This is a genomic window from Enterobacter soli ATCC BAA-2102 (assembly GCF_001654845.1).
GTDB lineage: Bacteria > Pseudomonadota > Gammaproteobacteria > Enterobacterales > Enterobacteriaceae > Enterobacter > Enterobacter soli.
In genome coordinates, this window is the sequence record NZ_LXES01000035.1 from 1 (window position 1) to 22718 (window position 22718).

Sequence of the window (22718 nt, forward strand, 5' to 3'; positions counted from 1 at the left end):
TGGGGAGCCCTCGAAGAGGGAGCTTAAGCATTACGCGAGTTTCGGATACCCATCCGCAATATCATCACCGGTAAACTGCGCCACCCAGCCTTCCGGGTTATCGAAAATACGGATCGCCGTAAAGTTCGGCTCTGAACCCATATCAAACCAGTGCGGCGTGCCGGCCGGCACAGAAATCAGATCGTTTTTCTCGCACAACACCTGATACACCTCGTTGCCAATGTGCAGGCAAAACAGCCCGGCACCTTCAACAAAGAATCGCACTTCGTCTTCACCGTGGGTGTGCTCGTTCAGGAACTTCGCGCGTAGCGCTTCTTTTTGCGGGTTATCGGCGCGCAGGCTTATCACATCCCAACTCTGATAACCTTTCTCGGCCACCAGTTTGTCGATCGCGTGCTGATAGGCGTTGATCACCGTTTCCGGCGCAGGATCGCGGCCTAAATCACGATCGGCGACCCAGCGTTCAAAGCGGACGCCTTTCGCGTTGAGCTGTTGAGCGATCTCGTCGGCATCGGTGCTGTGCCAAAGGTATTCGCTCGCGTCTTTATCAGAATAAATGGTTAATGCGCTCATGAAGGGATCTGCTCCGGGTTAATCTCATCAAACTGGTGAACCTGATGGTGGTGGCTTGCGCCATCATCATCGCCACGAATAAGTTGCAGGGTACGGAAACCTGCCTGTTCAGCGGCGTCCAGCTCCTGATGAATATCCGACAGGAACAGGATCTGCGACGGGGCAATGCCCGTTTGCGCCGCAATATTCTGATATGACTGCACTTCTCGCTTGGCGCCAATGTGGGTATCAAAATAGCCGCTGAACAGATGAGTAATATCACCTTCGTCGCTGTAGCCAAATAACAGTTTCTGCGCTGCTACTGAGCCTGAGGAATAAACATACAGATCAATGCCTTGCGCTTTCCATTTTTCCAGCGCAGGCAGCACATCCGGGTAGAGATGGCCGGTAAAGTCGCCATTCACGTAGCCGTCATGCCAGATGATGCCCTGAAGGGCTTTCAGCGCCGTCGATTTACGGTCTTCATCCATAAACGCAAACAATGCTTCGGTCAGTTCGCTGGCGCTGGCGTGCGGATTGCTGATTTCATCACGCAGGTTGTCCAGAATGGATTTGACCGGCTCGGCGTACTGCTGAGCGGTCACAAAGGCCGCCAGACGCTCACGCGCATAGGGGAACAAAACATTATGGACAAAACGGATATCGCTGGTCGTCCCTTCAATATCCGTCACAATCGCGCGAATCATACTCTCTCCAGTTGTCGTAAACGCATTTCGCATTCAAATAAGAATTCAAGGCCTTCCAGGTGACGGCGGGCTTCTGCCACGTCACGTCCCCAGCAGGTTAAGCCATGACCGCGAAGAAGAAAACCATAATTAAGAGTACGTTCTTGTGCGTAATGGGCGATTCGCGAGGCGAGGGCGTCAATATCCTGGTCATTATCGAATACCGGGATGACAACGGTATCCAGATGCGTGGTCTGGCCGCTGAGAGATTTTTGCATTTCAAAACCGCTGATGTGCAGCTCGGGCGCTTTCACCAGACGCGACAAGACTGTGGCGTTTACGGTATGGACATGCAGCACGGCGTTAGCTTGCGGGAACAGGCGATAGATTAATGTATGTAGCCCGGTTTCTGCCGAAGGTTTACGCCCCGATGGCGCACGGTTAGTGGCGATCTCCACTTGCAGGAAATCATCTGTGGTAAGACTGCCTTTGTCTTTGCCTGATTCACTCAGCCAGCAAAGTTCATGATCCTGGCGAACGGACATGTTGCCGCCGGTTGCCGGAGCCCAGCCTTTTGCGCCAATCCAGCGGCAGGCGTCAACAAGGTGTGTGAGTTGCAGGTTGTCTGTCATGTTCCTTTTACCCTCTGTCTGCCAGGAATAATTATATGATATAGACGTCTAAGCGTCTTGATTGCCAAAGACTAACATCGTGTTATAGTGGCAGCAACATAAGTATTACAAGCAGGCACGACACAATGAGCAATAACGTATTGATTCCGCAGAGTAAACTCCCCAACCTTGGCACGACAATCTTTACCCAGATGAGCGCACTGGCACAGCAGCACAATGCCATTAACCTGTCGCAGGGGTTCCCTGATTTTGATGGCCCGGCGTATTTACAGGAGCGCCTGGCGTATCACGTTGCACAGGGCGCGAACCAGTATGCCCCGATGACGGGCGCACCGGCATTACGCGAAGCCATTGCGGATAAGACTGCGGAGTTGTACGGCCACAAGCCTGACGCTGGCAGCGAAATCACGGTAACGGCGGGGGCGACAGAGGCGCTGTATGCCGCTATAACGGCACTGGTGCGTACGGGTGATGAGGTTATCTGTTTTGACCCAAGCTATGACAGCTACGCCCCGGCGGTTGAGCTGTCTGGCGGCGTGGTAAAACGTGTGGCGCTCCAGCCTCCGCATTTCCGCCCGGACTGGCAGGCTTTTGCCGGATTGCTGAGTGAGAAAACCCGTCTGGTGATCCTCAATACCCCGCACAACCCGTCAGCAACAGTCTGGCAAAAAGCCGACTTTGCGGCGCTGTGGCAGGCGATTGCTGAACGTGAAATCTACGTGCTGAGTGATGAAGTTTACGAACACATCTGTTTTGCCAAAGAAGGCCACGCCAGCGTCCTTGCGCATCCTGAGCTGCGCCAGCGCGCCATTGCGGTGTCCTCGTTTGGTAAAACTTACCACATGACCGGCTGGAAAGTGGGTTACTGCGTGGCCCCTGCGGTGATAAGCGCAGAGCTACGTAAGGTGCATCAGTATCTGACATTTGCCGTAAACACCCCGGCACAGCTGGCGCTGGCGGATATGTTAAGAGCGGAGCCAGAGCACTACCGTGAGCTGCCGGAATTCTACCGGGCGCGCCGAGACCTGTTTGTGGATGCCCTGAGTGCCAGCCGTCTGGAGATTTTACCGAGCGAAGGGACTTACTTCTTACTGGCAGATTACAGCGCAATATCTGACCTGGATGACGTGAGTTTTTGCCAGTGGCTGACTAAAGAAGCCGGCGTGGCGGCTATTCCGTTGTCGGTATTTTGCGCCGATCCCTTCCCGCATAAACTGATTCGTCTCTGTTTTGCGAAACAGGAATCGACGCTGCTGGCGGCGGCAGAGCGTCTGAATACGCTCTGATTATTTCACCGTCCACGCTTCTGAGTAGCGACGGTCTGCAAACAGTTCCAGCAGGCCGTTGATTTGTTTCAGACGTAACACCTCGTCGCTATCCATTCCCAGTTCCTTGCCAATTTTTGTATCGTTCCAGCCCAGCAACGCCAGTTCGCTTACCAGTTCCGACATTGCATTAATCTGATGGCGCCCACGCGCACGGTTATGGCGAATGGTGGCCGCCATCCGGTCAAATTTTTGCTGACGTGTTTTACGCAGGCAAGTGACGGGTAGATAGCCTTTTAACTGACGCTTCATGGCGGCCCTGTTTTTACCGATCTCATGTCGATGAAAACCGTCCACAATCTCGTAATCCTGCGGGGCATTTTCCGTCACCACGATAGGCTGAGTGAAACCGTCGAGCTCCAGCGACGTGCTGAGCAGGCGCATTTCCGGTGGTGCAACGTTGTTAGGGTTGTAATCATTCACGGTAATGTTTTCTTGCTTGACCCACAGCACGCAGTCGATGGGCTGCTCGCGAAAGGGGCTATTGTTGTGAATGGCCTGACGAAAGGCATTGATGGCATCGATACGCTCCTCTTCCGGGAGCGATTGCAGGTAGCTTTCCATTTCTTTGATCAATCGTTGTTGCATAAGATCCCCCATTTCTGGCGTTTCGATTTTATCCGTTCGCTATAGCGCTGATAATGCTTGGGTTTGTTCGGGCTGAACGATAGCGCCCGGCACCAGTAGTCGTTATTCAGAAGCACTTTGCAGACACGTCGCCAGGAGGGGATATCTTTTGCGCCGATGTCGCCTTCCTGGGTGTCGGGGATATCCTCCATCCCTCTCTTTTGATACCAGTGCAGATAAATAGCTATTTTGTTGCGGTAATGCTCAGCCGTTTTTTGCGGCATACTGTCGAGCAACAATATGGCGTACTCTCGCCAGCAGAGGTGGTCAGGCTTGAGGATTTTGCGGTGGCCATAAAAGTGGTTATCCTGTCCGGCGTAGATGCCACCGCTACGTACACCGCTGACCCGTTCGCACATGGCTGCCCAGCGTTCCGGCTCGACAACATGGTAGAGCCACAGTCCCTGTCGCTGTTCAGGACCAAAAGGTTCACAAATGCGCATATAACGTGGCGGGACACCCGCCTGAAACATCAGATTGTAGAGCGGGTTGTAACAGTTGCCTGTCTTTGCAAACCACGTCCAGATATCCGCCGTTTTCCAGTCATAGAGCGGGTAGATATACCAGGCATGTCCACCTGGCGCGGTCGTAGTCCAGGGTTTATCGTCGGCAAAACGCTTTTTGCGCGCGTTCGCGATAGTCAGAAAACGGTTGAAGGACTCATCGGCGCGAATGCCGACTAAAACCGCCGCGGGCCGATTCTGGGCAAACCAGTCGGAAAACGCACGAACAAAGGCTTCAAATGTCATCCCTGGCTGATAAAAGTCAAAGTAACTAGGGTCGGTAATGGCCTCTTCAGGTGGTTGGCGTACCCAGTTTATACCAGGCTCCCAGCACTGCCATTCAGGTTGAAACTGAGACAGGGCATTTTGCGTGGTAAGCGGTAGTGCAACCCACCAGCATTTCTCAATAACATCGGCGTATTGCTGTTTCATGTTATTCACATGCTGAATGGTGCATGTGAACTGTGCCTCCCAGTCAATAAATAACAGATGAATTTTCTTGCCCTTTTTTCGGGCCTGCTGGGCCGTTAAATGGAGCATGATGGTGGAGTCCTTCCCGCCGGAAAATGAAACGCAGACTCTGGGTAAATTATCAATAACCCAGTTAATACGGTCCAGAGCGGCTTCAAGGACGTTTTTATCAAGTGGATATTTATACATTGACATAAGCAAACTCCTCCTGGAAATAAAAACCGGATAGGGCGTGTCAATACAGGAAGAGAGTAATAGTAGTGAAAAATTAAGTCAGGTAAATGAAAAAAAGAATTGTTTTTATAATCTATAAATGGCGGTTATATTTTGCCGGAAATGTAATAGCTGTGACAATCACAGCTATTTGCAGTTATTTCTTAGTGATTTTCTCAATGAACGCGGAGAATACCGAGCTGTTTAGTGCTGAACGGTTATAAATCATGAACACTTCTGTGGTGGGAAGTGTGTAGGGCCCATCTATTTTTTTGATCATTAATACGTCTTTGTATTTTTCATACAGAGACTCAGGTACATATCCGATTAAATGTGAAGCGCTGATCATAGTGAGAATCGTTAAAAGGGAGTCACAGCGAAAGCCGATGGTTTTGTTAGCATGTAGTTGCTCCGCTTGGGACTGATACGTCTTGATACCAGGTTCGTTACTCAGGAAAAACGTGAATTTTTCATCCTGGAGCTCCTCCACCGTGGCGGTATCTTTGATGCGCGGATGATCCTGACTGCACACAAGAATGACTTTGTATTGTGCGTAGGGAACACAGACCATTGAGCGGTTGTTTACAGGTGCCATTGAGAAAATTAAGTCTGCTTTACGGTAAGCTAGCAGGTCTTCCGCTGAATCCGCTGAAAGCAGCATATCATGAAGCTCAACTTCATAATTATGCTCTCTCATCAATATTTTCATTGGATATAGAAAGTGATTTGAAGTCAGAACCTGTGGGCAATAGATGATAAAATTCTTTTTCAACTCTGAGCCGTGCATAATGTTAATGGTTTGCTCAAGCTGGTTGAGGTTTTGCTCAAGGTGATGATGCAGATTGGTTCCGACAGTGGTCGGTGTGATCCCTTTACCGGAACGAATAAACAGATGGTCGTTGAGCTGTGTGCGCAGTCGCTGGAGCGACTGGCTGACTGCCGAAGGTGTGATAAAGAGTGTTTCAGCCGCCTTGCTGATACTCAGGTGCTGGTAGATACACTCAAAAATCACCAACAGGTTAAGGTCGAATTTTTTAAGGTCATAAAGATTTGCCATGTTTCATCCTGAGTGAGTTGTATTGCGTTATCACATCACTGATAACTATAGAACGAAGTTAACCATTTATCATCCGTGTGGTTAATTCGCTTAATCCAAATTGAACTAAGACTAAATATATCACGAAGACAGATTAATGAAATAGAACTTCAATCTTGATTAAGATGTTTTTATCTTTAAAAGTAAAAAATAAAATGAATAAAAATGGTTTCATTTATATGTTGATACTTAAATATCACTCGTTTTTATTTTTCCAGATCATAAGTTTCACCCTTTAAGAGACGAACTGTTCGATAAAACCTATCACAGCCATAGACCAGAATGCCTCTGCGATGCATTGCCCAAAGCGTGAACGGGTGTTGTAATCAGGACGCTGTTACGACCTTGATGTAAAGGTATGTAGAGCGCAACGCAACGCCAGTGTTTCTGGCACTGAAAGTTCCTGTGGGAAGTTCAGGTATCAGGGCCGCCCACCAGGGCGGCCTTTTTACTTTGGGGCTTTTAATCATTCAGTTCACAAGGTTGGTTCGTTCGGGTTGTTAGGTATGGCTGATTGATTTGATAAAGCAAACGCATTAGCCCACTTAACGAAAGTTGGTTACCTTACATCTCAACGAAAACACGGAGGAAATACAGATGTCCTTAATTAACACCAAGATTAAACCTTTTAAAAACCAGGCGTTCAAAAACGGTGAGTTCGTAGAAGTCACCGAGAAAGATACCGAAGGCCGCTGGAGCGTCTTCTTCTTCTATCCGGCTGACTTCACCTTCGTATGCCCGACTGAACTGGGTGACGTTGCAGATCACTACGACGAATTGCAGAAACTGGGCGTGGACGTTTACTCCGTATCAACTGATACCCATTTCACCCACAAAGCATGGCACGGCAGCTCTGAAACCATCGCGAAAATCAAATACGCGATGATCGGCGACCCGACTGGCGCCCTGACCCGTAACTTCGACAACATGCGTGAAGATGAAGGTCTGGCAGATCGTGCCACCTTCGTTGTTGACCCGCAGGGTATTATCCAGGCAATCGAAGTTACCGCTGAAGGTATCGGCCGTGATGCATCTGACCTGCTGCGTAAAGTGAAAGCGGCTCAGTACGTTGCTTCTCACCCAGGCGAAGTTTGCCCGGCAAAATGGAAAGAAGGCGAAGCAACGCTGGCTCCATCTTTAGATCTGGTTGGTAAGATTTAAGCCGCATAATTTGTAGGCCGGGTAAACGAAGTGCCACCCGGCAATCCATGGGCGCAACCTGCGCCCATTTCATTCCAGCACCATGATGCAAGTTGCATTCAGGCCGCCTGTATAAGGCAGCTTGCATGATGACGTTTTAAGAGAGGGAAGAACAATGCTCGACACTAATATGAAAACCCAGCTCAAGGCCTACCTTGAGAAACTGACTAAACCTGTTGAGCTGATTGCCACGCTGGATGACAGCGCTAAATCGGCGGAGATCAAGGAACTGCTGGCAGAGATCGCCGAACTGTCAGCAAAAGTGACCTTCAAAGAAGATAACAGCCTGGCAGTACGTAAACCGTCTTTCCTGATAACTAACCCAGGTTCAGACCAGGGGCTGCGCTTTGCCGGTTCCCCACTGGGTCACGAATTTACCTCACTGGTGCTGGCACTGCTGTGGACCGGTGGTCATCCGTCGAAAGAAGCGCAGGCGCTGCTGGAGCAGATCCGCGATATCGATGGTGATTTCGAATTTGAAACCTATTACTCGCTCTCTTGCCACAACTGCCCGGACGTAGTGCAGGCGTTGAACCTGATGTCGGTACTGAACCCGCGTATTAAGCACACGGCGATTGACGGCGGTACCTTCCAGAATGAAATCACCGATCGCAACGTGATGGGTGTTCCGGCGGTATATATGAATGGTCAGGAATTCGGCCAGGGCCGTATGACACTGACGGAAATCGTTGCCAAAGTGGATACCGGCGCAGAAAAACGTGCGGCAGACGAGCTGAACAAACGCGATGCTTACGATGTGCTGATTGTAGGTTCCGGCCCGGCGGGTGCAGCGGCGGCGGTTTACTCCGCACGTAAAGGTATTCGCACTGGTCTGATGGGCGAACGCTTTGGCGGCCAGGTGCTGGATACCGTGGATATCGAAAACTACATCTCCGTACCGAAAACCGAAGGCCAGAAACTGGCGGGCGCCCTGAAGGCACACGTCAGCGATTACGAAGTGGATGTGATCGATAGCCAGAGCGCTAGCAAGCTGGTTCCCGCGGCGGTTGAAGGCGGCTTACACCAGATTGAAACCGCCTCCGGCGCGGTGCTGAAAGCACGCAGTATTATCATTGCCACCGGCGCAAAATGGCGCAACATGAATGTGCCTGGCGAAGATCAGTATCGCACCAAAGGGGTGACCTACTGCCCGCACTGCGATGGCCCACTGTTTAAGGGGAAACGTGTTGCGGTCATTGGCGGCGGTAACTCCGGCGTGGAAGCGGCAATCGACCTGGCGGGCATTGTTGAGCATGTAACGCTGCTGGAGTTTGCGCCAGAGATGAAAGCGGACCAGGTGCTTCAGGATAAAGTGCGCAGCCTGAAAAACGTCGACATCGTGCTGAATGCGCAGACCACAGAAGTGAAGGGCGATGGCAGCAAAGTGACGGGGCTGGAATACCGCGACCGCGTAAGTGGCGATGTGCATAACGTGGCGCTTTCGGGCATTTTTGTACAGATTGGCCTGCTGCCGAACACCACCTGGCTGGAAGGGGCAATTGAGCGTAACCGCATGGGTGAAATCATCATCGACGCAAAATGCGAAACCAGCGTGAAGGGCGTATTTGCGGCGGGCGACTGCACCACCGTACCGTACAAACAGATTATCATCGCCACCGGTGAAGGCGCGAAAGCCTCTCTGAGCTCGTTTGATTATCTGATCCGTACGAAGACAGCATAATAAAAGAAAGTAAGACGACACCTGCAATACTAAAAGGCCACCGAAAGGTGGCCTTTTTTTATCTGACGACCAGCACCGGGATGTGGGTATGACGGATCACGCTGGAGGCATTCGAGCCCAGCAGGTGAGTGGTAATCGATGGATTTCGTGAGCCGATGACGACCATATCCGCTTTCAGTTCGTTCGCCAGCTCATTCACGGCATCACGCACGCTGCCAAATCTGACATGCGTTTTGATGCGGGCCGGATCGATGCTGAAATGCCCCACCATGGTTTGTAAACGCGTTTCGGCTTCATGTTGCAAATGCTCTTCGAAACGCCGCACATCGGCAGCAAAGCGATGCAGACTCAGGCTGGCGGACCCCGGTAAAACATGTAAAAGATGAATAACTCCGTTCTGCTGCGCAAGGAACTCGGCGTGGCGTACGGCCTTATCGCTTAGCTCCATCTCAAAAACATCAACTGGCATTATGATTCTCTGATACATACCCGTTTCTCCTTGTTTATAAACGCTAAAACCATTCAAGCACAAAATAATAGTGGTTTCTGATAGCTGTCTGGCACTTTTTCATGCCATATATTTATTTACTGTTTGAGAGGTTAAGCAGAAAGAGGGGTTACCAGTGACGTTCAAGATAAAGCACGGCCATGACGATAATCGCCAATAAAAACAGGAAAAACAGTACGATAGCCAGTTCTTCGAGCATGACCGTCCCCGCGGCACCAAAACAGATTAAGCGTGGATTAAGGGGGTTTTGCACGATATAAGACAAATGGGTGAATTTCGGAAAGAGGATGCGCGGGCATCCTCCGGGCAAAGCGGTGAGTCGCTTGTTCAGAAGGGATTAACGAAGGTAATCGCCGGCCGCTTCTGGCTGGTAAAGCAGTTCGAGCACTTCAAGATGCGCAGAAGTACCGCCAGGTAACTCCCAGTGGATGGTGTCGCCGGTACGCAAACCAATTAACGCGGCACCCACAGGAGCCAGAACAGAAAGCTGTGTGCTGCTGTCGGTCATTTGCGCCGGGTAAACCAGGGTGCGGGTGCGCTCTTCACCGGTGGTCAGGTCGCGGAATTTCACCTGGCTGTTCATCGTCACCACGTTATGTGGCATCGACTCAGGCGTACACATTTGCGCCCGATCCAGCTCCGCATTGAGCGCATCGGCAATCGGCAATGCTGCAAATTCTGGCTTCTCAAGAAGCCTGTCGATACGTTCTGCGTCGAGTTCATTAATGATAATAGTGGGTCTGGACATTTATTACTCCATGTCGTTAATGCTGCGCGTAACGCAGAAACCAATCCAAAAGAAAACCCTCGCCGTCTGGCAGCGAGGGTTTAACTCTCCCGATGATACTCACTGAGCACGCAAGTTTGAAGTGATGAAGGTCACATTCATCGGTCATATGAATTTTTGGCGAAAAACGTGATCACTCGCAAATTTGCATTATCCTTTTTAAGCGCCCTTATCAGGCGACTATCCGTATTCAGTGTTCCGTTGAGGAGATCTCATGAGCGATTACGACAAACTTACCTTGAAAGACGGCAGTTATTTGCATTTTAAAGACTGGGGCAGTGGGCAACCCATTGTGTTCAGTCACGGCTGGCCGCTGACGGCTGATGCCTTTGAAGATCAAATGTTGTTTCTGGGGTCAAAAGGATTTCGTGTGATTGCGCATGACCGGCGTGGGCATGGCCGTTCGGCACAGCCCTGGGACGGGCATAATATGGATCAATACGCTGACGACCTGGCTGAACTGACGGCGCATCTTAATCTTAAAGATGCGGTGCATGTGGGTCATTCAACAGGCGGTGGGGAAGTGGCGCGTTATATTGGCCGCCATGGTACGCAGCGTGTCGCGAAAGCCGTGCTGATAGGCGCGGTTACGCCGATTATGATCAAAACCGATTTCAACCCAAATGGGGTGCCGAAAGAGGTGTTTGATGGTATTCGGGAAGGCGTGGTTAACGATCGTGCGGCATTCTTCTACGAGCTAACCGCTGCCTTTTACGGTTATAACCGCCCGGGCGCGAAAGAGTCAAAAGCGGTACGTGAAAGCTTTGTGGAGCAGGGACTTCAGGGCTCAATTAAAGCACTGTATGACTGTATCAAAGCTTTCTCGGAAACCGACCTGCGCGGCGATCTGAAAAAGATGACCATCCCGACGCTTGTGATCCACGGTGATGACGATCAAATCGTACCGATCGATACCTGTGGCCGCGTGGCGGCGGAGATCCTGCCAGACGCGCAGCTTAAGGTTTATGCGGGCGGCTCGCACGGCATCTGCACCACGCATAAGCACCAGATTAACGACGATTTGCTGAAATTTATTCAGTCTTAATTTCTGGCGGATTGCGTTACGCTGAGTGTCCTGAAACAGGGCAATGAGCGAAGCGTAATTCGTGTCTGCCCCACCAATGAGAGAGCAACATGTATTTCTACCAACCTTCTCAGGGGCACGGCCTGCCGCATGACCCGTTGAACGCCATTATCGGCCCACGCCCGATTGGCTGGATCTCCTCTTGCAGTAAAGAGGGGCAACTGAATCTCGCGCCTTATAGCTTCTTTAACTGCTTTAACTATCGTCCGCCGATTATTGGATTTTCCAGCAATGGCTGGAAAGACAGCGTTCGAAATATTACTGAAACCGGCGAGTTTGTCTGGAACCTGGCAACGCGTGACCTGGCCGAGGCGATGAATGAAACGTCTGCCACGCTTCCCCACGGCGAAGATGAATTTACCTTTGCAGGATTAACCCCCGTTGCCAGCCAGCTGGTGAATGCGCCACGTGTGGCGGAAAGCCCGGTGAATTTTGAGTGTCGCCTGTCGCAGTGCATTCAGCTGACGGGAGCCGATGGCACGCCGGTGGACACCTGGCTGGTGTTGGGAGAGGTAGTCGGTATTCATATTGCCGAAACGCTGCTGGAAGAGGGCATTTACCAGACTGCGAAGGCGCAACCGATTCTGCGTGCGGGCGGACCGACGGCTTACTATTCCATAAGTGACAGCCACCGCTTTGACCTGGTGCGCCCTGATGCACGCAGGGGATAAGATGCCTGATAGCCGGCTTCCCGCCGATCAGCAGTTTTTTGCCGACCTGCTTAGCGGGCTGGTGCTGAACCCGCAGCAACTGGGACGTGTCTGGTTTGCGCACTCACCCGCTTCAGCCCCGGCCGGGAGTTTCCGTCTCGAATGGCCGCGGCTCGACGTGGTGCTGCGTGGTGTTTATGGCAATCCTCTGATCCCTGAGCAAAAAGCGATTCGTCAGGGAGAGATGCTGTTTATTCCTTCTCAGGCGGTAAACATGCCGCTGTTTGAAAAGCCGGTTATGCTGTTGAGCATTGTTTTTGCACCTTCCTGGCTGGGGCTGGCGTTTCAGGCTCCCCACAATGAACAGCCGCAGCGGAAAGTTGAGCTCCCTTATCCTGAAAAAGGCGAGTGTGCGGCTATGCTGATGGCGCTCACGTATCTGAGCGCGTCACCACAGGATCAGGACATTATTCAGCCTCTGGTGCTCAGCCTGCTTCACTGGTGTCGTAAAGCCGTCTCTTCACGTTCTGAGTCTGGGCTCTCGCGGGGCGATTTTCTTTATCAGAGTATTTGTAACTGGCTGCAAGATAACTATGCAGAAGTGGTTTCGCGCGAAAGCGTTGCGGCGTTGTTTAACATTTCCCCTAACCATTTGTCGCGCTTGTTTTCACAGCAGGGGACGATGAGTTTTGTCGATTACGTTCGCTGGGTACGAATGGGGAAAGCGCGCACCATCCTGCAAAAATACCATCTGCCGGTAAGCGAGGTGGCGAAGCGCTGCGGTTATCCTGACAGCGACTATTTTTCCCGGCTGTTCCGACGTCAGTTTGGACTGACGCCGGGGGAGTATCGCGCGCGTTTTCAGTAGCGGTCAGAAGCTGATTTCGGCGTTCAGCAATTCCAGGAGGCTATGCGGTGAATCCGCTGCGAACAGCGCCTCACGAAATGCTTTATTGACCAGCTTACGTGCCAGTTGGGAGAAGACTTTGACGTGGTTAATCCCTTCCTGGGTACCGAGCGTCAGCATGATAACCAGCCCGACGTCACCCATATCTGACTCCCAGTCAATCGGCTTTTCCAGACGAGCGATGCTAATGCTGGAGTGGCGGATCCACTGAGACTTGGTGTGCGGAATGGCTACCCCAAACCCGACGGCCGTCGTAACAATCTCTTCGCGCTGCCAGAGATCTTCCTCCAGCTCCAGCGGGTTTTCGGTGCGTCCCTGAATAGCCAGATTGCCGCACAGGAACTGGAGCACCTGCTCTTTTGAGGTGAGCGGCTCGTTGAATACGATAGTCTCCAGCGCCAGTAACGGGCGCGAGGGTTCTTCCGGGGTAAAATCACCCAATAACGTTTCGATTTCCTCTGCACTGCGACATTCACAGGCTTTCTCTGCGAGCTCCCGGCAGGCATTGTTCTCAAGCACGCGAAGCTGTGCTTTTACCGCCGGAATACGGGGCCCGCTCATACTGAACTCATCAATGCCCAGCCCCAGAAGAAGAGGAAGATAACGGCGTTCGCCGCCAAGCTCGCCGCATATCCCGACCCATTTTCCATGGCGATGTGCTGCGGTGACAATCTGGCGCACCATGCGTAAAAACGATGGGGTAATCGGATTATAGAGCGGGGAAACCCGCGGGTTGTTGCGATCGACCGCGTAAAGATACTGGGTCATATCGTTTGAACCAATGCTGAAAAAATCGACCTCCTCGCAGAAGTGGTCGATGATAAAACAGACGGACGGCACTTCGACCATAATCCCCAACGGCAGGTGTGAGGTATGCCGTAGCCCTTGCGATACAAGCTCCTCACGGACTTTTTGCAACTCTTGTTTAACCCACAAAATTTGATCAAGGCTGTGCACCATTGGGATCATTAACAATGCATTGCCGCTGGCACCTGCGCGTAAAATAGCGCGAAGCTGAGTGCGAAACAGATGAGCAAACTCCGGATAAATGCGTACCGCGCGATAGCCGAGGAATGGATTCTCTTCCTGCGGAATATTGAGATACGGGATCTGCTTATCGCCGCCAATATCCATGGTGCGGAAGATGACCGGGTTACCCACCGCCGAGAGCAACACCTGCTGGTAGGCTTCAAATTGTTCCTGCTCGTCCGGAGCTTTATCGCGATCCATATAGAGCATTTCAGTACGAAACAGGCCAACACCCTGCGCACCGCAGGCAAATGCGCCGGGTGCTTCCAGGGCACTGCCGATATTCGCCGCGATATCTACCGGAACGTTATCCCGGGTAAGGGCTGGCAGCCCGGCATCTTTGATTTGCTGCTGGTGGCGAATGTCGGCAAGGCGTTGCGCTACGCTGTAGTAGTGATGAACGGCCTCGTTGGGCTCCATTATCAGTACGCTACAGATCCCGTCCAGAATCACCGGTTTTCCTGTAAAGGGTTCCAGCGAGGCCACCGTCATGCCGCTCAGCACTGGAATCGAGGCGGCGCGGGCGAGAATTAAGGTGTGCGAGGTACGGCCCGTTTTTTCCAGTACCATCCCTTTCAGGTATCGGGTATCGAGGCTTAAAAACTGGCTGGGAGTTAAATCTTCTGCCACCAGAATGGTGGGCTCGTTCATGATAAAGGCAGATGCAGACTGAAGTTCAGGCCAGGTGATGCTCAGCAGTTGTTCAGTAATGTCGCGGATATCACTGACGCGCTCGCGAAGATAGTCGCTTGCCGAGAGCGAAAGCTTATTGCAGATCTGCTCCATGTTACGAATGATCGCCTCTGCAAGGCTCAGGCGTTCTTCATTCATCAGACGGCGGATGTTGCCACCGAACTCGTCATCCTGAATCAGCGACAGATGGGCGCTGATTATTGTTTTACTTTCGCCGCCCAGCTCGCGCAGGCGCAGGTTGAGCTGTTCTGCAAGCGTGGCCAGGCTGTGTTCCAGGCGCGTAATATCTTCCGGGGATGCCGGGTTCTGGCGATAACGTTGCAGGTTATCGCTCTGCCAGCCCCGCAATGTACCGGTGCCAATACCGCTGGCCAGCGTGATGGCGTGCTGAAGCTGCGGGTTAAGTCGCACGAGTGAGCGGGGAAGGGGATGCGCAACGTGCGGCGCATCGCCAGATGGGATACTGTCGCTGTCGATAAATGCCGAATTGACGTACAGCTCAAGCGCGCGTCTTGCCTGCTCTTCGTCGCTACCGCTGATTTCCAGCACGCAGCTGTCGTTAAACAAGGTACCTGTACTGATCAACGCCAGCGAACTTTTGCCATCGGCGTGGGTGTTGAGTCGTTTATTGATAAACCGTATATCGCTGCGCCACGCGCTGCACTGCTCTTTTAACGCCCAGGCCGGACGGGCGTGCAGGCCGTTAGGGAGTGGGCAGAAAAACTCAATCGAAAGCATACTTCCTCCTGACTGCGTGAGATCAGCATCTGAAATCCGTCAGATGAGCCACGGTCTCACGGTTCATACATGCCGCCAGCGCGACAAGCAATTGATGGGTACGGTCAATGTCTGTTTCATCGGCAATGGATGCCGCGCAATGTCCATGTCGGGTCGGGGGGCCCAGCACCACGGTTGGCACGCCTGTGCCGGACAGGTGTACCGCACCGCCGTCGGTTCCGCCGTTGCTGAACATATCTTTTTGCAACGGGATCCCTAAGGGACGCGCCACCTTTTCAATGAACGCCGTCAGTTTTGGCGGCGCAATAAGCGTCTTGTCATACAGCACCAGCATCGGCCCTGCGCCAATCTGGCGGTGATTTGCGTTGCCATAATCGAAGTTTTTTGACCAGCAGGCGGTATCGAGCACCAGCGCGATATCGGGATGAACGGCCCGGGTAGCAGTCTGCCCGCCGCGCAAGCCCACCTCCTCACTGGAACTTGCTACCAGCCAGAGCTCACAGTCGAGCGGGGCCCGGTGCAGTTCGCGCAGAAGAGTCATTAACAAGTAACAGCCCAGACGGTCATCGAAGGCTTTGCCCATCACCCGGTTGTGGGGGAGGAGGTGAAAAGGCGTATCAAAGGTGACTGAGTCGCCGGCATCAATACCACAGGCAAATACCTCTTCCGCGGAGGTTGCGCCAATATCGACGCGCAGGTTTTCGACCGAACTGCCTTTCACATCCCCATCCAGCAGTCCGGGGATTTTGACGCCAGCGCGCGTGGTGATCCGTACCGGCTGAAGTGTGCGCGCCATCATGCGCACATTGCCAATGGGCAGGACATCGATAGCCCCTTCCCGGGATATACTGCGCACCATAAAACCGACTTCATCCATATGGGCGCAAATCATCACCTTCGGTCCGTTGCTCTGGTTAACGCGAATCAGGACAGAACCCAGGCCGTCAAACTGCACCTCTTTGTGGTACTTATGCGCTTGTGCGATCAGGATGTTGCGCACCTCCTGCTCTGAGGCGGCAATGGCATCGGCTTCGCTCAATGCGCGTAGCAATTCTCTGTCCATCAGTGTTCCCCCGTCAGCATCAGTGTTTTGTCCATGGTGTAGAGCACCTCTGCGCCCGTTTCGGTCACCAGTACTACATCCTCAATGCGTACACCGCCAAGCCCTTCAAGATAGATGCCGGGTTCGACGGTCAGCAACATGCCGGGCCGCAGGAGTGTGATATCGGTTGGGGAGAAGCGCGGGTTTTCATGGACATCTATGCCGATGGCGTGCCCGGTATTGTGACCAAACTGCGGGCCATAACCGGCGCGCTCGATGACCGAGCGTGCCGCGCTATCAATCTGATAGCAGGGAACTCCCGGGCGAATCGCATGAATGGCGGCGAGTTGCGCCTCCAGCACGGTCTGGTAGAGGGCATACAGCGGATGATCCTCTGGACTCTGGTTTAGACCGGCGACAAGGAACGTCCTCGTCATATCCGAGCAATATCCCTGGTGTTGGGCGCCAAAATCGAGGGTGACAAACTCTCCGGCCATCAGTACTTTGTCCGACGCTTTCCCGTGCGGTAACGCGCTGCGTGCCCCGCTGGCAACGATGGTGTCGAAAGAGGGTTTATCCGCCCCCTGTTGTTTCATAAACCACTCCAGCTCGGCGGCAACGTCGCGCTCGCGCATTCCCGGCTGGATAAAGCGCCGGATATGTTGCGCGGCGCTGTCGGCAATCCGGCACGCCGCACGGATATGCGTGATTTCTTCCGCGCTTTTTATTTGCCGCAGATCGTCGAGGGAGATACTGCAAAGCGTCGCATTAAGCGCATCTCGCCACTGGCAGCCCGTGTGCCAGCTGACGTGATCGCCTTCGAAGCCGATTCTGGCGAGGTGTTCATCAGCAATAAGACGATTTATCGTGATGCTAAACGGGTTAGCGGCATCGATCAGATGCATCTGGTAGCCCGCCGTACGCGATGCGATATCGTTGTAGTAGCGAAAATCCGTAAGGATATGCGCACTCGTTCGCGTTACCAGCACGTAACCTGACCCGGTTGAAATGCCCAGATGAGGCTGTTTGTTCTGACGCGAGGAGATCAGCACGCCATCCAGTTTTTCTGCTGCCAGCCAGTCGCGAAGCCTTGTCAGTAAATCCATCTCGTTAACTCCGTTACAGCGTATCGATGGCGAGTTTTCCGCGCTTATGCATGTTATTGCGGATAGCCACTACCAGCAGGGCAGTAATAACGGCCCCCACCAGGATGCTGAGCATGTAGGCGCCCAGATTCGTGACCAGCGGCCACGCCCAGATGGCGGATTCCGGGAACCACTGAACGGCACCGAGTGCAGTCGCAGTCATTGCCCCGGCGATAGCACCCGTCATGTAAGCAGGAAGCGTAGCGAGCGGGTTTTCCAGCAGGAACGGAATTGCCCCTTCGCTGATCCCCATAAATGCGAGGAACATGGCGGTTTTCCCTTGCGGATAGAGCTGCGGGCTGAACAGACGTTTGCCGGTCAGTCGGTGGTCGATAAGCGTTGCCAGACCCAGGCCAATCGGTGGGATGACGATGGCCACGGCGCGTGAGGTAATCGGCAGCACGTGATCGGTAGTTAACCCCAGGCCGACAAAACCGGCCGCCTTGTTGATTGGCCCGCCGAGGTCAATGGCGGTTGCGGCGGCCATGCCGATGGCATACATCATCGAACCTGCCTGGCCTGCGGCGAGCAGCAGAGCGCGCATTCCGGCGTTTAACCAGCCACCAATTGGGGTAATGACGTAGTACATCGCCAGCATCACGAACAGCGCGGACAGAATGGGGATCAGGAAGGTACTTTTGAATGCCAGCAGATACTGCGGCACATTAATACGGGTGTTCAGCCATTTCACCAGATAGCCTGCCGCAATCGCAATAATCAGCGCACCAATAAAGGTGGACGGCACGGGTTTGGTGGCAAGCCAGGTGAGTTTTTCAGGATCAAAGTTCAATACCAGCGTTGGCTGAGTGGCGACCAGACCACCAATAAACCCGGCCGGGAAGGCCAGCTTACCGCCGATAGAGTTAGCGACAAACGCCGAGAACATCGGGATCGCAAAGCTAAACAGCAGCCCGCCGAACGATTCTGTCAGATACCCGAATTTTAATACGGAGAGGTTAAAACCGGTGAATTTGCCTGAGTTCAGCGCATCCATAATGCCGGTATCCGGCGGGATTTCCAGCCAGACATAGGCGATAAGTTGTGAAATGGCGAGGATCACCCCGCCCATAATCAGCGTTGGCACCATGCGGGAAATTCCCGACATAATGTGCTGTGGAAGTTCTTTCCAGAAGGTATTGCCTGTTACCGTGGGCGTTGATTTGATGGCGAGTGTACCGCCTTCATGATTTTCCGGGCGAACCGCACTGCGTTTTTTAATTGCCATGACGAAAACCCCTGAGTGTGAAGATTATTATTGTTCTGCGGCAATCAGCTCTTCGATCTCTTTCAGGGTGCCTGGCGCATTTTTGATGGCATCCTGAAGCGTGATTTCGTAAACATCGCGCGTTTCAAAACGTTCGTTATCTTCCGGGGTGATAGCGATGGCATGGATGATGATGTCGGCTTCGGCAATATCTTGCGCCGTTAAGCGATTCTGAATACCGTCCGCGCCCTGGGTTTCAATTTTGACTTCATAACCCGCTTCTACCGCGGCTTCTTCCAGTGCCTGAGCGGCCATAAAGGTATGTGCCAGTCCCATTGGGCACGCGCACAATGCAATCAGTTTTTTAGCCATGTGAAATTCCTCCAGTTGATGTCGATCCGATTATGGCGGTGAGGTTTGACCGGTGTTTATCGGATAAATGATGCAATAGCTGGAGAAATGAAGCAGGTGCGCGGAAGTGTGACGTTTATCGCCATATAACGGAAATCAATGAAATACCGGGCGAATGTCCGCCCGCTAGAAGATCAGTAGCCGACTTTATCGATAACGAACTGTTTGCCACAGTTGCCCGGGTGAGGCTGCGGCGCAAAGGATGATGCAGAGAGAGGCGCATTGATGGTGCCGGCGTTCAGCGAGAGCTGTATTTCGGTGAGATAGGCCGGATTACCGTTGCAGGTCAGTTTGACGGCTTTGATACTCTCTTTCCCCCAGGCCTTGCCGACGGCATCATCAAAATTGCTACGGTTAACGGTCTTACCGTAGTTATCCGACAGAAATTGCCCCAGCGGGCTGCTTTTCACTTCCTGGTTCATCCGCACCATGGTGCCGAAATAGGCGTCGGGGTCGAAGCCAAAGCAGACGCCGTGTTTGGCATATTCGTAGCGCTCAAGACAAGAGTTACCGCCGGCTCCCGGCATCACGCTATTGAGCTTAGCTGCCCCCGACAGGGATAACCCGGTTTCGGCGGCGGAACATTTACGGCTGGCTTTTACTTCCGGCATGTTGGGTATTGGGCGAGTGGCGCAGCCATAACGCATCCAGCGGCGTTCATCCACTCCGCGCGAGGCAATGGATTTTGGCAGGCCCGGCCACAGACCGTGCACGGTCAGGAAATCGGTTTTGGTCTTGCTCTCTTTTTGCAGGCGACACTCGTCCGGTTCGTTACGGTTGCGCTCAACCATGCTCTGACAAAACCCGGTTTGCCAGGAGAGCGCCAGAACGTAGCGATCGAAATCCCCATACTGTGTAGCCTTAAGAGGCTCAGCCTGGGTGGAGAAAACGCAGAGTGCAAGCGCCAGAGCGCCAGACGGAAAAACAATATCCTTCCTGAACATTTGAATTCCTGAATGATTGAAAACGGATTATTTCTGGAAGTTATTAAAGCACAAAAAGCGCCCGCAGGCGCTTTTTTGCGGGGGAAGAACTTATCCCACCGCCGTGCCTGGTACCAGCACTTCGGTGGCAATGATGACCACGATCAGGCCAACAAGGACGGGAACAGAGGTCCGTTTCACCACTTCAAACGGCGATATTTTTGCCATCCCGGCAACCGCAACCACCACACCGGAAACCGGGGAAATGGTGCGGCCCAGGTTGGACGCCTGCAACATCGGAATGGACAGATACGCCGGGTTGATGCCGGAGGAGTGCGCCAGTTTAGGGATCATCTCAACAAAGGCGTAGAACGGCGCATTACCGGAACCGGTGGTCATCGCGGCCAGCATGGTCAGGACCACCAACACCAGCATCAGGATAATGCTTGCTGAGCCGAAGGAGGTAGCAATGGAGATCAGGCTCTGGATAAAGCCGATGGTGCTCAGCCCCTGGGCAAATACGCCGGCGGCAACCAGCAGCATTACTACGCCTGCAAAGGCATCCGCCATACCGCGGTAGGCCACTTCCAGGCCGGAAAACACTTTCTGTGTATTGAAGCCACGTACAAATTCCAGCACCGCCGCCAGCAGAATACAGATCACCAGGATCGTAATGATATGCAACTGAGGGCCCCATTTGCCGTCAAAAATCAGCACGCCAATAATCGGTGTAAAAGGCAGGATGGCGTAGAAGGTTGGTGCGGTCGTGGTGATTTCAGCCACATCCAGCATTTCGTGGCTGATGTTCTCTTTTTTGTCGAGATAGCGCTGCCAGAAAAAGTGAGCAATCGCCATGGCGATAATGGCGGCAATCGAAATAGGCAGCGTGGTTTTAAACGCAAAATCGATCAGCGACATTTCGGCGGCTTTTGCTGCCAACACCACATCACCGGAAGTTGGCGAAAGAATAATAGCTGCCGGAGAGGCGCAAATAGCGGCCGCTGCGCCACGGCTGATCCCCACGTTGACCATGATAGGGAACAGTGTTGCCATTAACAGCACGCCAAGACCGGTGGCAGAAGAGACGGCCAGTGACATCAGGCAGGCCAGGAAATACGCGGCGATCATCAGCAGGTAAGGGGAGTTGATGAATTTCAACGGCCGGGATGCCAGCTTAACGACCATATCATTCGCGCCGATGTGGGTCATAAATGCTGCAAAACCGCACAGCATCATGATCATCATACCCAGGTCGCCGCCACGGCTCATGAGCAGGATTTTGATGTATTCGACAATGTCGGTCGCGGTATAACCCGTGCTGGTTTCGCTGGCGGGTAAGACTTTATGGCCCATTAAGGCGCTAACAATGAGCAGCGTCAGGCCGCCGACAAATAAAACCCCGGTGGCTGAGTAGCCTTTAATGATGTAGCGGGCTACACCGACAATGACAACGACTCCGATAAGGAGCTCGATAAACGTAAGCATGGTTTCCCCTGTATCCCTGCTGCCCGAGAGCACAAATAATCAATAAAAAAGAAGGATGAAATGTGCCGAATTAATGGTCTGCCATTGCTGATTAAAATCAATAAATATACTACTAAAGGAGAGAGTAACGATATTTTGCCATTGCCCTAACATTTGCATCGTGGCGATATTGACTCATTGCATCATTATTATATGTCATGGAAATGATATTGAAGTGTTAATGTATTTGAGGCTATTTATCAGGGGATTGATAAAGAACGTAAATCTCTTTAAAAGCACTTTCTATTCCTTCTTTACCCTGCATATACTCTGAGCACTTTTTTCAACCTGATGACGCCGATATGCACGCCAGCTGGACTTATCGCCTGCGCTTTTTCAAAAAACATCTGCTGATGTTTTTGATAGCCTTTGGCTGGCTGTTGATTCAGAGTCAGGTTGCTGTTGCCTCTCACGATTGTTCTATCGACCTTCGGGGTAACGTCGCGGCAATACAGCATATGGATATGATGGCTAAACCTGGCCCTGTTCATACTGCTGATGTCTCGCCGCTGTGCGAAAAGCACTGTGTGCCCGATCAGGCGCCAAAAGATCCCGCTCAGCCCCAACTGGTGGCGCTCCCTGCCGCCATGACCCTTACCCTGAATACGCCAGATTGCACGGTTGTACGTCAGTCTGCCTGGTCAGTCACCCCGCCCGCAGTGGGGCCACCGGCAACCATTCGGTTTTGCCGGTTCAGAGAATGAAAAAACCTGTTAATCCGTTGATTTTATTTTTAATTTACGTTTAACAGGAGCTTTATCATGCGTGCTTTATTCCTTTCCGCGCTGCTTGGCGCGTCCGTCTCTTTTTCTTCTTTTGCCGTCCAGGCGAATGAGGTGTCCACTCCGGCTGGACAACGCTGGCAAGGCCATGGCGTCGTCCAGGCGTTTTCCGCGCAGTCTGTCACTCTCGAACATGACGCCATTCCTGAACTGAAATGGCCTGCCATGACGATGCCCTTTACCTTGTCATCCGGTGCAGCGCTCAATGGTGCGAAACCCGGTGATCGTGTGACGTTCATCCTTGAACGTTCAGGTGACGGGTTCCAGATCGTCTCGCTGACGCCACAGCGCTAAGCGAGGACTTC

24 protein-coding genes are annotated in these 22718 nt (G+C 52.6%); 8 read left to right on the forward strand and 16 right to left on the reverse strand.

Translation table 11 applies throughout. The annotated features are described in order from the left end of the window. Window positions 1-30: 30 nt before the first annotated feature. From M987_RS11525 to M987_RS11535, 3 genes are read right to left on the reverse strand one after another with little or no spacing between them, the layout of a single operon-like run. On the reverse strand, window positions 31-573 hold the full coding sequence (locus M987_RS11525) for a 1,2-dihydroxy-3-keto-5-methylthiopentene dioxygenase (RefSeq protein ID WP_014069290.1): 543 nt from the start codon (window positions 571-573) through the stop codon (window positions 31-33). Further along, the gene (gene mtnC / locus M987_RS11530; protein WP_014069291.1) at window positions 570-1259 is read right to left on the reverse strand and encodes an acireductone synthase; all 690 of its coding nucleotides are present in this window, start codon (window positions 1257-1259) and stop codon (window positions 570-572) included. The genes M987_RS11525 and mtnC overlap by 4 nt, the downstream gene beginning before the upstream one ends. Continuing rightward, window positions 1256-1870 (reverse strand): methylthioribulose 1-phosphate dehydratase, encoded by a 615-nt coding sequence (locus M987_RS11535; RefSeq protein WP_014069292.1) that lies wholly within the window; start codon window positions 1868-1870, stop codon window positions 1256-1258. The genes mtnC and M987_RS11535 overlap by 4 nt, the downstream gene beginning before the upstream one ends. Window positions 1871-1995: 125 nt before the next feature. On the opposite strand from M987_RS11535, the gene M987_RS11540 reads away from it, so the two are divergent. Continuing rightward, window positions 1996-3156, forward strand: coding sequence for a pyridoxal phosphate-dependent aminotransferase (locus M987_RS11540; protein WP_014069293.1), 1161 nt, complete (start codon window positions 1996-1998; stop codon window positions 3154-3156). On the opposite strand, the gene M987_RS11545 is transcribed toward M987_RS11540, so the two are convergent. The 3 genes from M987_RS11545 to citR form a co-directional block, all read right to left on the reverse strand. Next, window positions 3157-3795 (reverse strand): IbrB-like domain-containing protein, encoded by a 639-nt coding sequence (locus tag M987_RS11545; RefSeq protein WP_041162012.1) that lies wholly within the window; start codon window positions 3793-3795, stop codon window positions 3157-3159. It abuts the gene before it with no gap. After that, window positions 3768-4991 (reverse strand): phosphoadenosine phosphosulfate reductase, encoded by a 1224-nt coding sequence (locus tag M987_RS11550; protein ID WP_014069295.1) that lies wholly within the window; start codon window positions 4989-4991, stop codon window positions 3768-3770. Before M987_RS11550 ends, M987_RS11545 begins: the two co-directional genes overlap by 28 nt. Window positions 4992-5166: 175 nt before the next feature. After that, window positions 5167-6066 (reverse strand): DNA-binding transcriptional repressor CitR, encoded by a 900-nt coding sequence (gene citR / locus M987_RS11555; RefSeq protein WP_064555860.1) that lies wholly within the window; start codon window positions 6064-6066, stop codon window positions 5167-5169. 636 nt (window positions 6067-6702) lie between these two features. Here citR and ahpC point away from each other — a divergent pair. Beyond that, a complete protein-coding gene (gene ahpC / locus M987_RS11560; RefSeq protein WP_014069297.1) occupies window positions 6703-7266 on the forward strand; it encodes an alkyl hydroperoxide reductase subunit C in 564 nt (187 codons plus the stop codon). Window positions 7267-7420: 154 nt separating this feature from the next. Further along, window positions 7421-8986 carry an alkyl hydroperoxide reductase subunit F gene (gene ahpF / locus M987_RS11565; protein WP_014069298.1) on the forward strand — a complete coding sequence of 522 codons (1566 nt, stop codon included), beginning with the start codon at window positions 7421-7423 and terminating at the stop codon, window positions 8984-8986. 58 nt (window positions 8987-9044) lie between these two features. Here ahpF and uspG read toward each other — a convergent pair whose 3' ends face one another. The 3 genes from uspG to rnk all read right to left on the reverse strand — a co-directional run bounded on the left by uspG (window position 9045) and on the right by rnk (window position 10242). Beyond that, window positions 9045-9473, reverse strand: coding sequence for a universal stress protein UspG (gene uspG / locus M987_RS11570; RefSeq protein WP_014069299.1), 429 nt, complete (start codon window positions 9471-9473; stop codon window positions 9045-9047). Window positions 9474-9603: 130 nt separating this feature from the next. Further along, window positions 9604-9693, reverse strand: coding sequence for a small membrane protein YldA (yldA, locus tag M987_RS25175; RefSeq protein WP_280960247.1), 90 nt, complete (start codon window positions 9691-9693; stop codon window positions 9604-9606). Window positions 9694-9831: 138 nt separating this feature from the next. After that, the gene (rnk, locus tag M987_RS11575; RefSeq protein ID WP_014069300.1) at window positions 9832-10242 is read right to left on the reverse strand and encodes a nucleoside diphosphate kinase regulator; all 411 of its coding nucleotides are present in this window, start codon (window positions 10240-10242) and stop codon (window positions 9832-9834) included. Between the two features lie 253 nt (window positions 10243-10495). Here rnk and M987_RS11580 point away from each other — a divergent pair, with 253 nt between their 5' ends. The 3 genes from M987_RS11580 to M987_RS11590 all read left to right on the forward strand — a co-directional run bounded on the left by M987_RS11580 (window position 10496) and on the right by M987_RS11590 (window position 12883). Continuing rightward, the gene (locus M987_RS11580) at window positions 10496-11326 is read left to right on the forward strand and encodes an alpha/beta fold hydrolase (protein ID WP_014069301.1); all 831 of its coding nucleotides are present in this window, start codon (window positions 10496-10498) and stop codon (window positions 11324-11326) included. An 89-nt stretch (window positions 11327-11415) separates the two neighbouring features. Beyond that, window positions 11416-12036: a flavin reductase family protein gene (locus M987_RS11585; RefSeq protein ID WP_014069302.1), complete on the forward strand. Its 621-nt coding sequence runs from the start codon at window positions 11416-11418 to the stop codon at window positions 12034-12036. 1 nt (window position 12037) lies between these two features. Continuing rightward, on the forward strand, window positions 12038-12883 hold the full coding sequence (locus M987_RS11590; protein WP_014069303.1) for a helix-turn-helix domain-containing protein: 846 nt from the start codon (window positions 12038-12040) through the stop codon (window positions 12881-12883). A 3-nt stretch (window positions 12884-12886) separates the two neighbouring features. On the opposite strand, the gene ptsP is transcribed toward M987_RS11590, so the two are convergent. From ptsP to dcuC, 7 genes are all read right to left on the reverse strand, one after another. Further along, a complete protein-coding gene (gene ptsP / locus M987_RS11595; RefSeq protein ID WP_014069304.1) occupies window positions 12887-15382 on the reverse strand; it encodes a phosphoenolpyruvate--protein phosphotransferase in 2496 nt (831 codons plus the stop codon). A gap of 22 nt (window positions 15383-15404) precedes the next feature. Beyond that, complete coding sequence (ypdE, locus tag M987_RS11600; protein ID WP_014069305.1) at window positions 15405-16445, reverse strand: aminopeptidase; 1041 nt, start codon at window positions 16443-16445, stop codon at window positions 15405-15407. Continuing rightward, complete coding sequence (gene ypdF / locus M987_RS11605) at window positions 16445-17530, reverse strand: aminopeptidase (RefSeq protein WP_014069306.1); 1086 nt, start codon at window positions 17528-17530, stop codon at window positions 16445-16447. Before ypdF ends, ypdE begins: the two co-directional genes overlap by 1 nt. 13 nt (window positions 17531-17543) lie before the next feature. Continuing rightward, window positions 17544-18794, reverse strand: a complete 1251-nt coding sequence (locus M987_RS11610) for a PTS fructose transporter subunit IIC (RefSeq protein ID WP_014069307.1) — start codon at window positions 18792-18794, stop codon at window positions 17544-17546. A gap of 27 nt (window positions 18795-18821) precedes the next feature. Then, window positions 18822-19145 carry a PTS fructose transporter subunit IIB gene (locus M987_RS11615; RefSeq protein WP_014069308.1) on the reverse strand — a complete coding sequence of 108 codons (324 nt, stop codon included), beginning with the start codon at window positions 19143-19145 and terminating at the stop codon, window positions 18822-18824. Window positions 19146-19318: 173 nt separating this feature from the next. After that, window positions 19319-20128 (reverse strand): ribonuclease I, encoded by an 810-nt coding sequence (gene rna, locus M987_RS11620; RefSeq protein WP_014069309.1) that lies wholly within the window; start codon window positions 20126-20128, stop codon window positions 19319-19321. Window positions 20129-20218: 90 nt separating this feature from the next. Then, entirely contained in the window at window positions 20219-21592 is a 1374-nt protein-coding gene (gene dcuC, locus M987_RS11625; RefSeq protein ID WP_014069310.1) for an anaerobic C4-dicarboxylate transporter DcuC, read from the reverse strand. A gap of 341 nt (window positions 21593-21933) precedes the next feature. Here dcuC and M987_RS11630 point away from each other — a divergent pair, with 341 nt between their 5' ends. Next, entirely contained in the window at window positions 21934-22335 is a 402-nt protein-coding gene (locus M987_RS11630; RefSeq protein WP_014069311.1) for a hypothetical protein, read from the forward strand. Window positions 22336-22392: 57 nt separating this feature from the next. Beyond that, entirely contained in the window at window positions 22393-22707 is a 315-nt protein-coding gene (locus M987_RS11635) for a copper-binding protein (protein WP_014069312.1), read from the forward strand. Window positions 22708-22718: the final 11 nt, after the last annotated feature.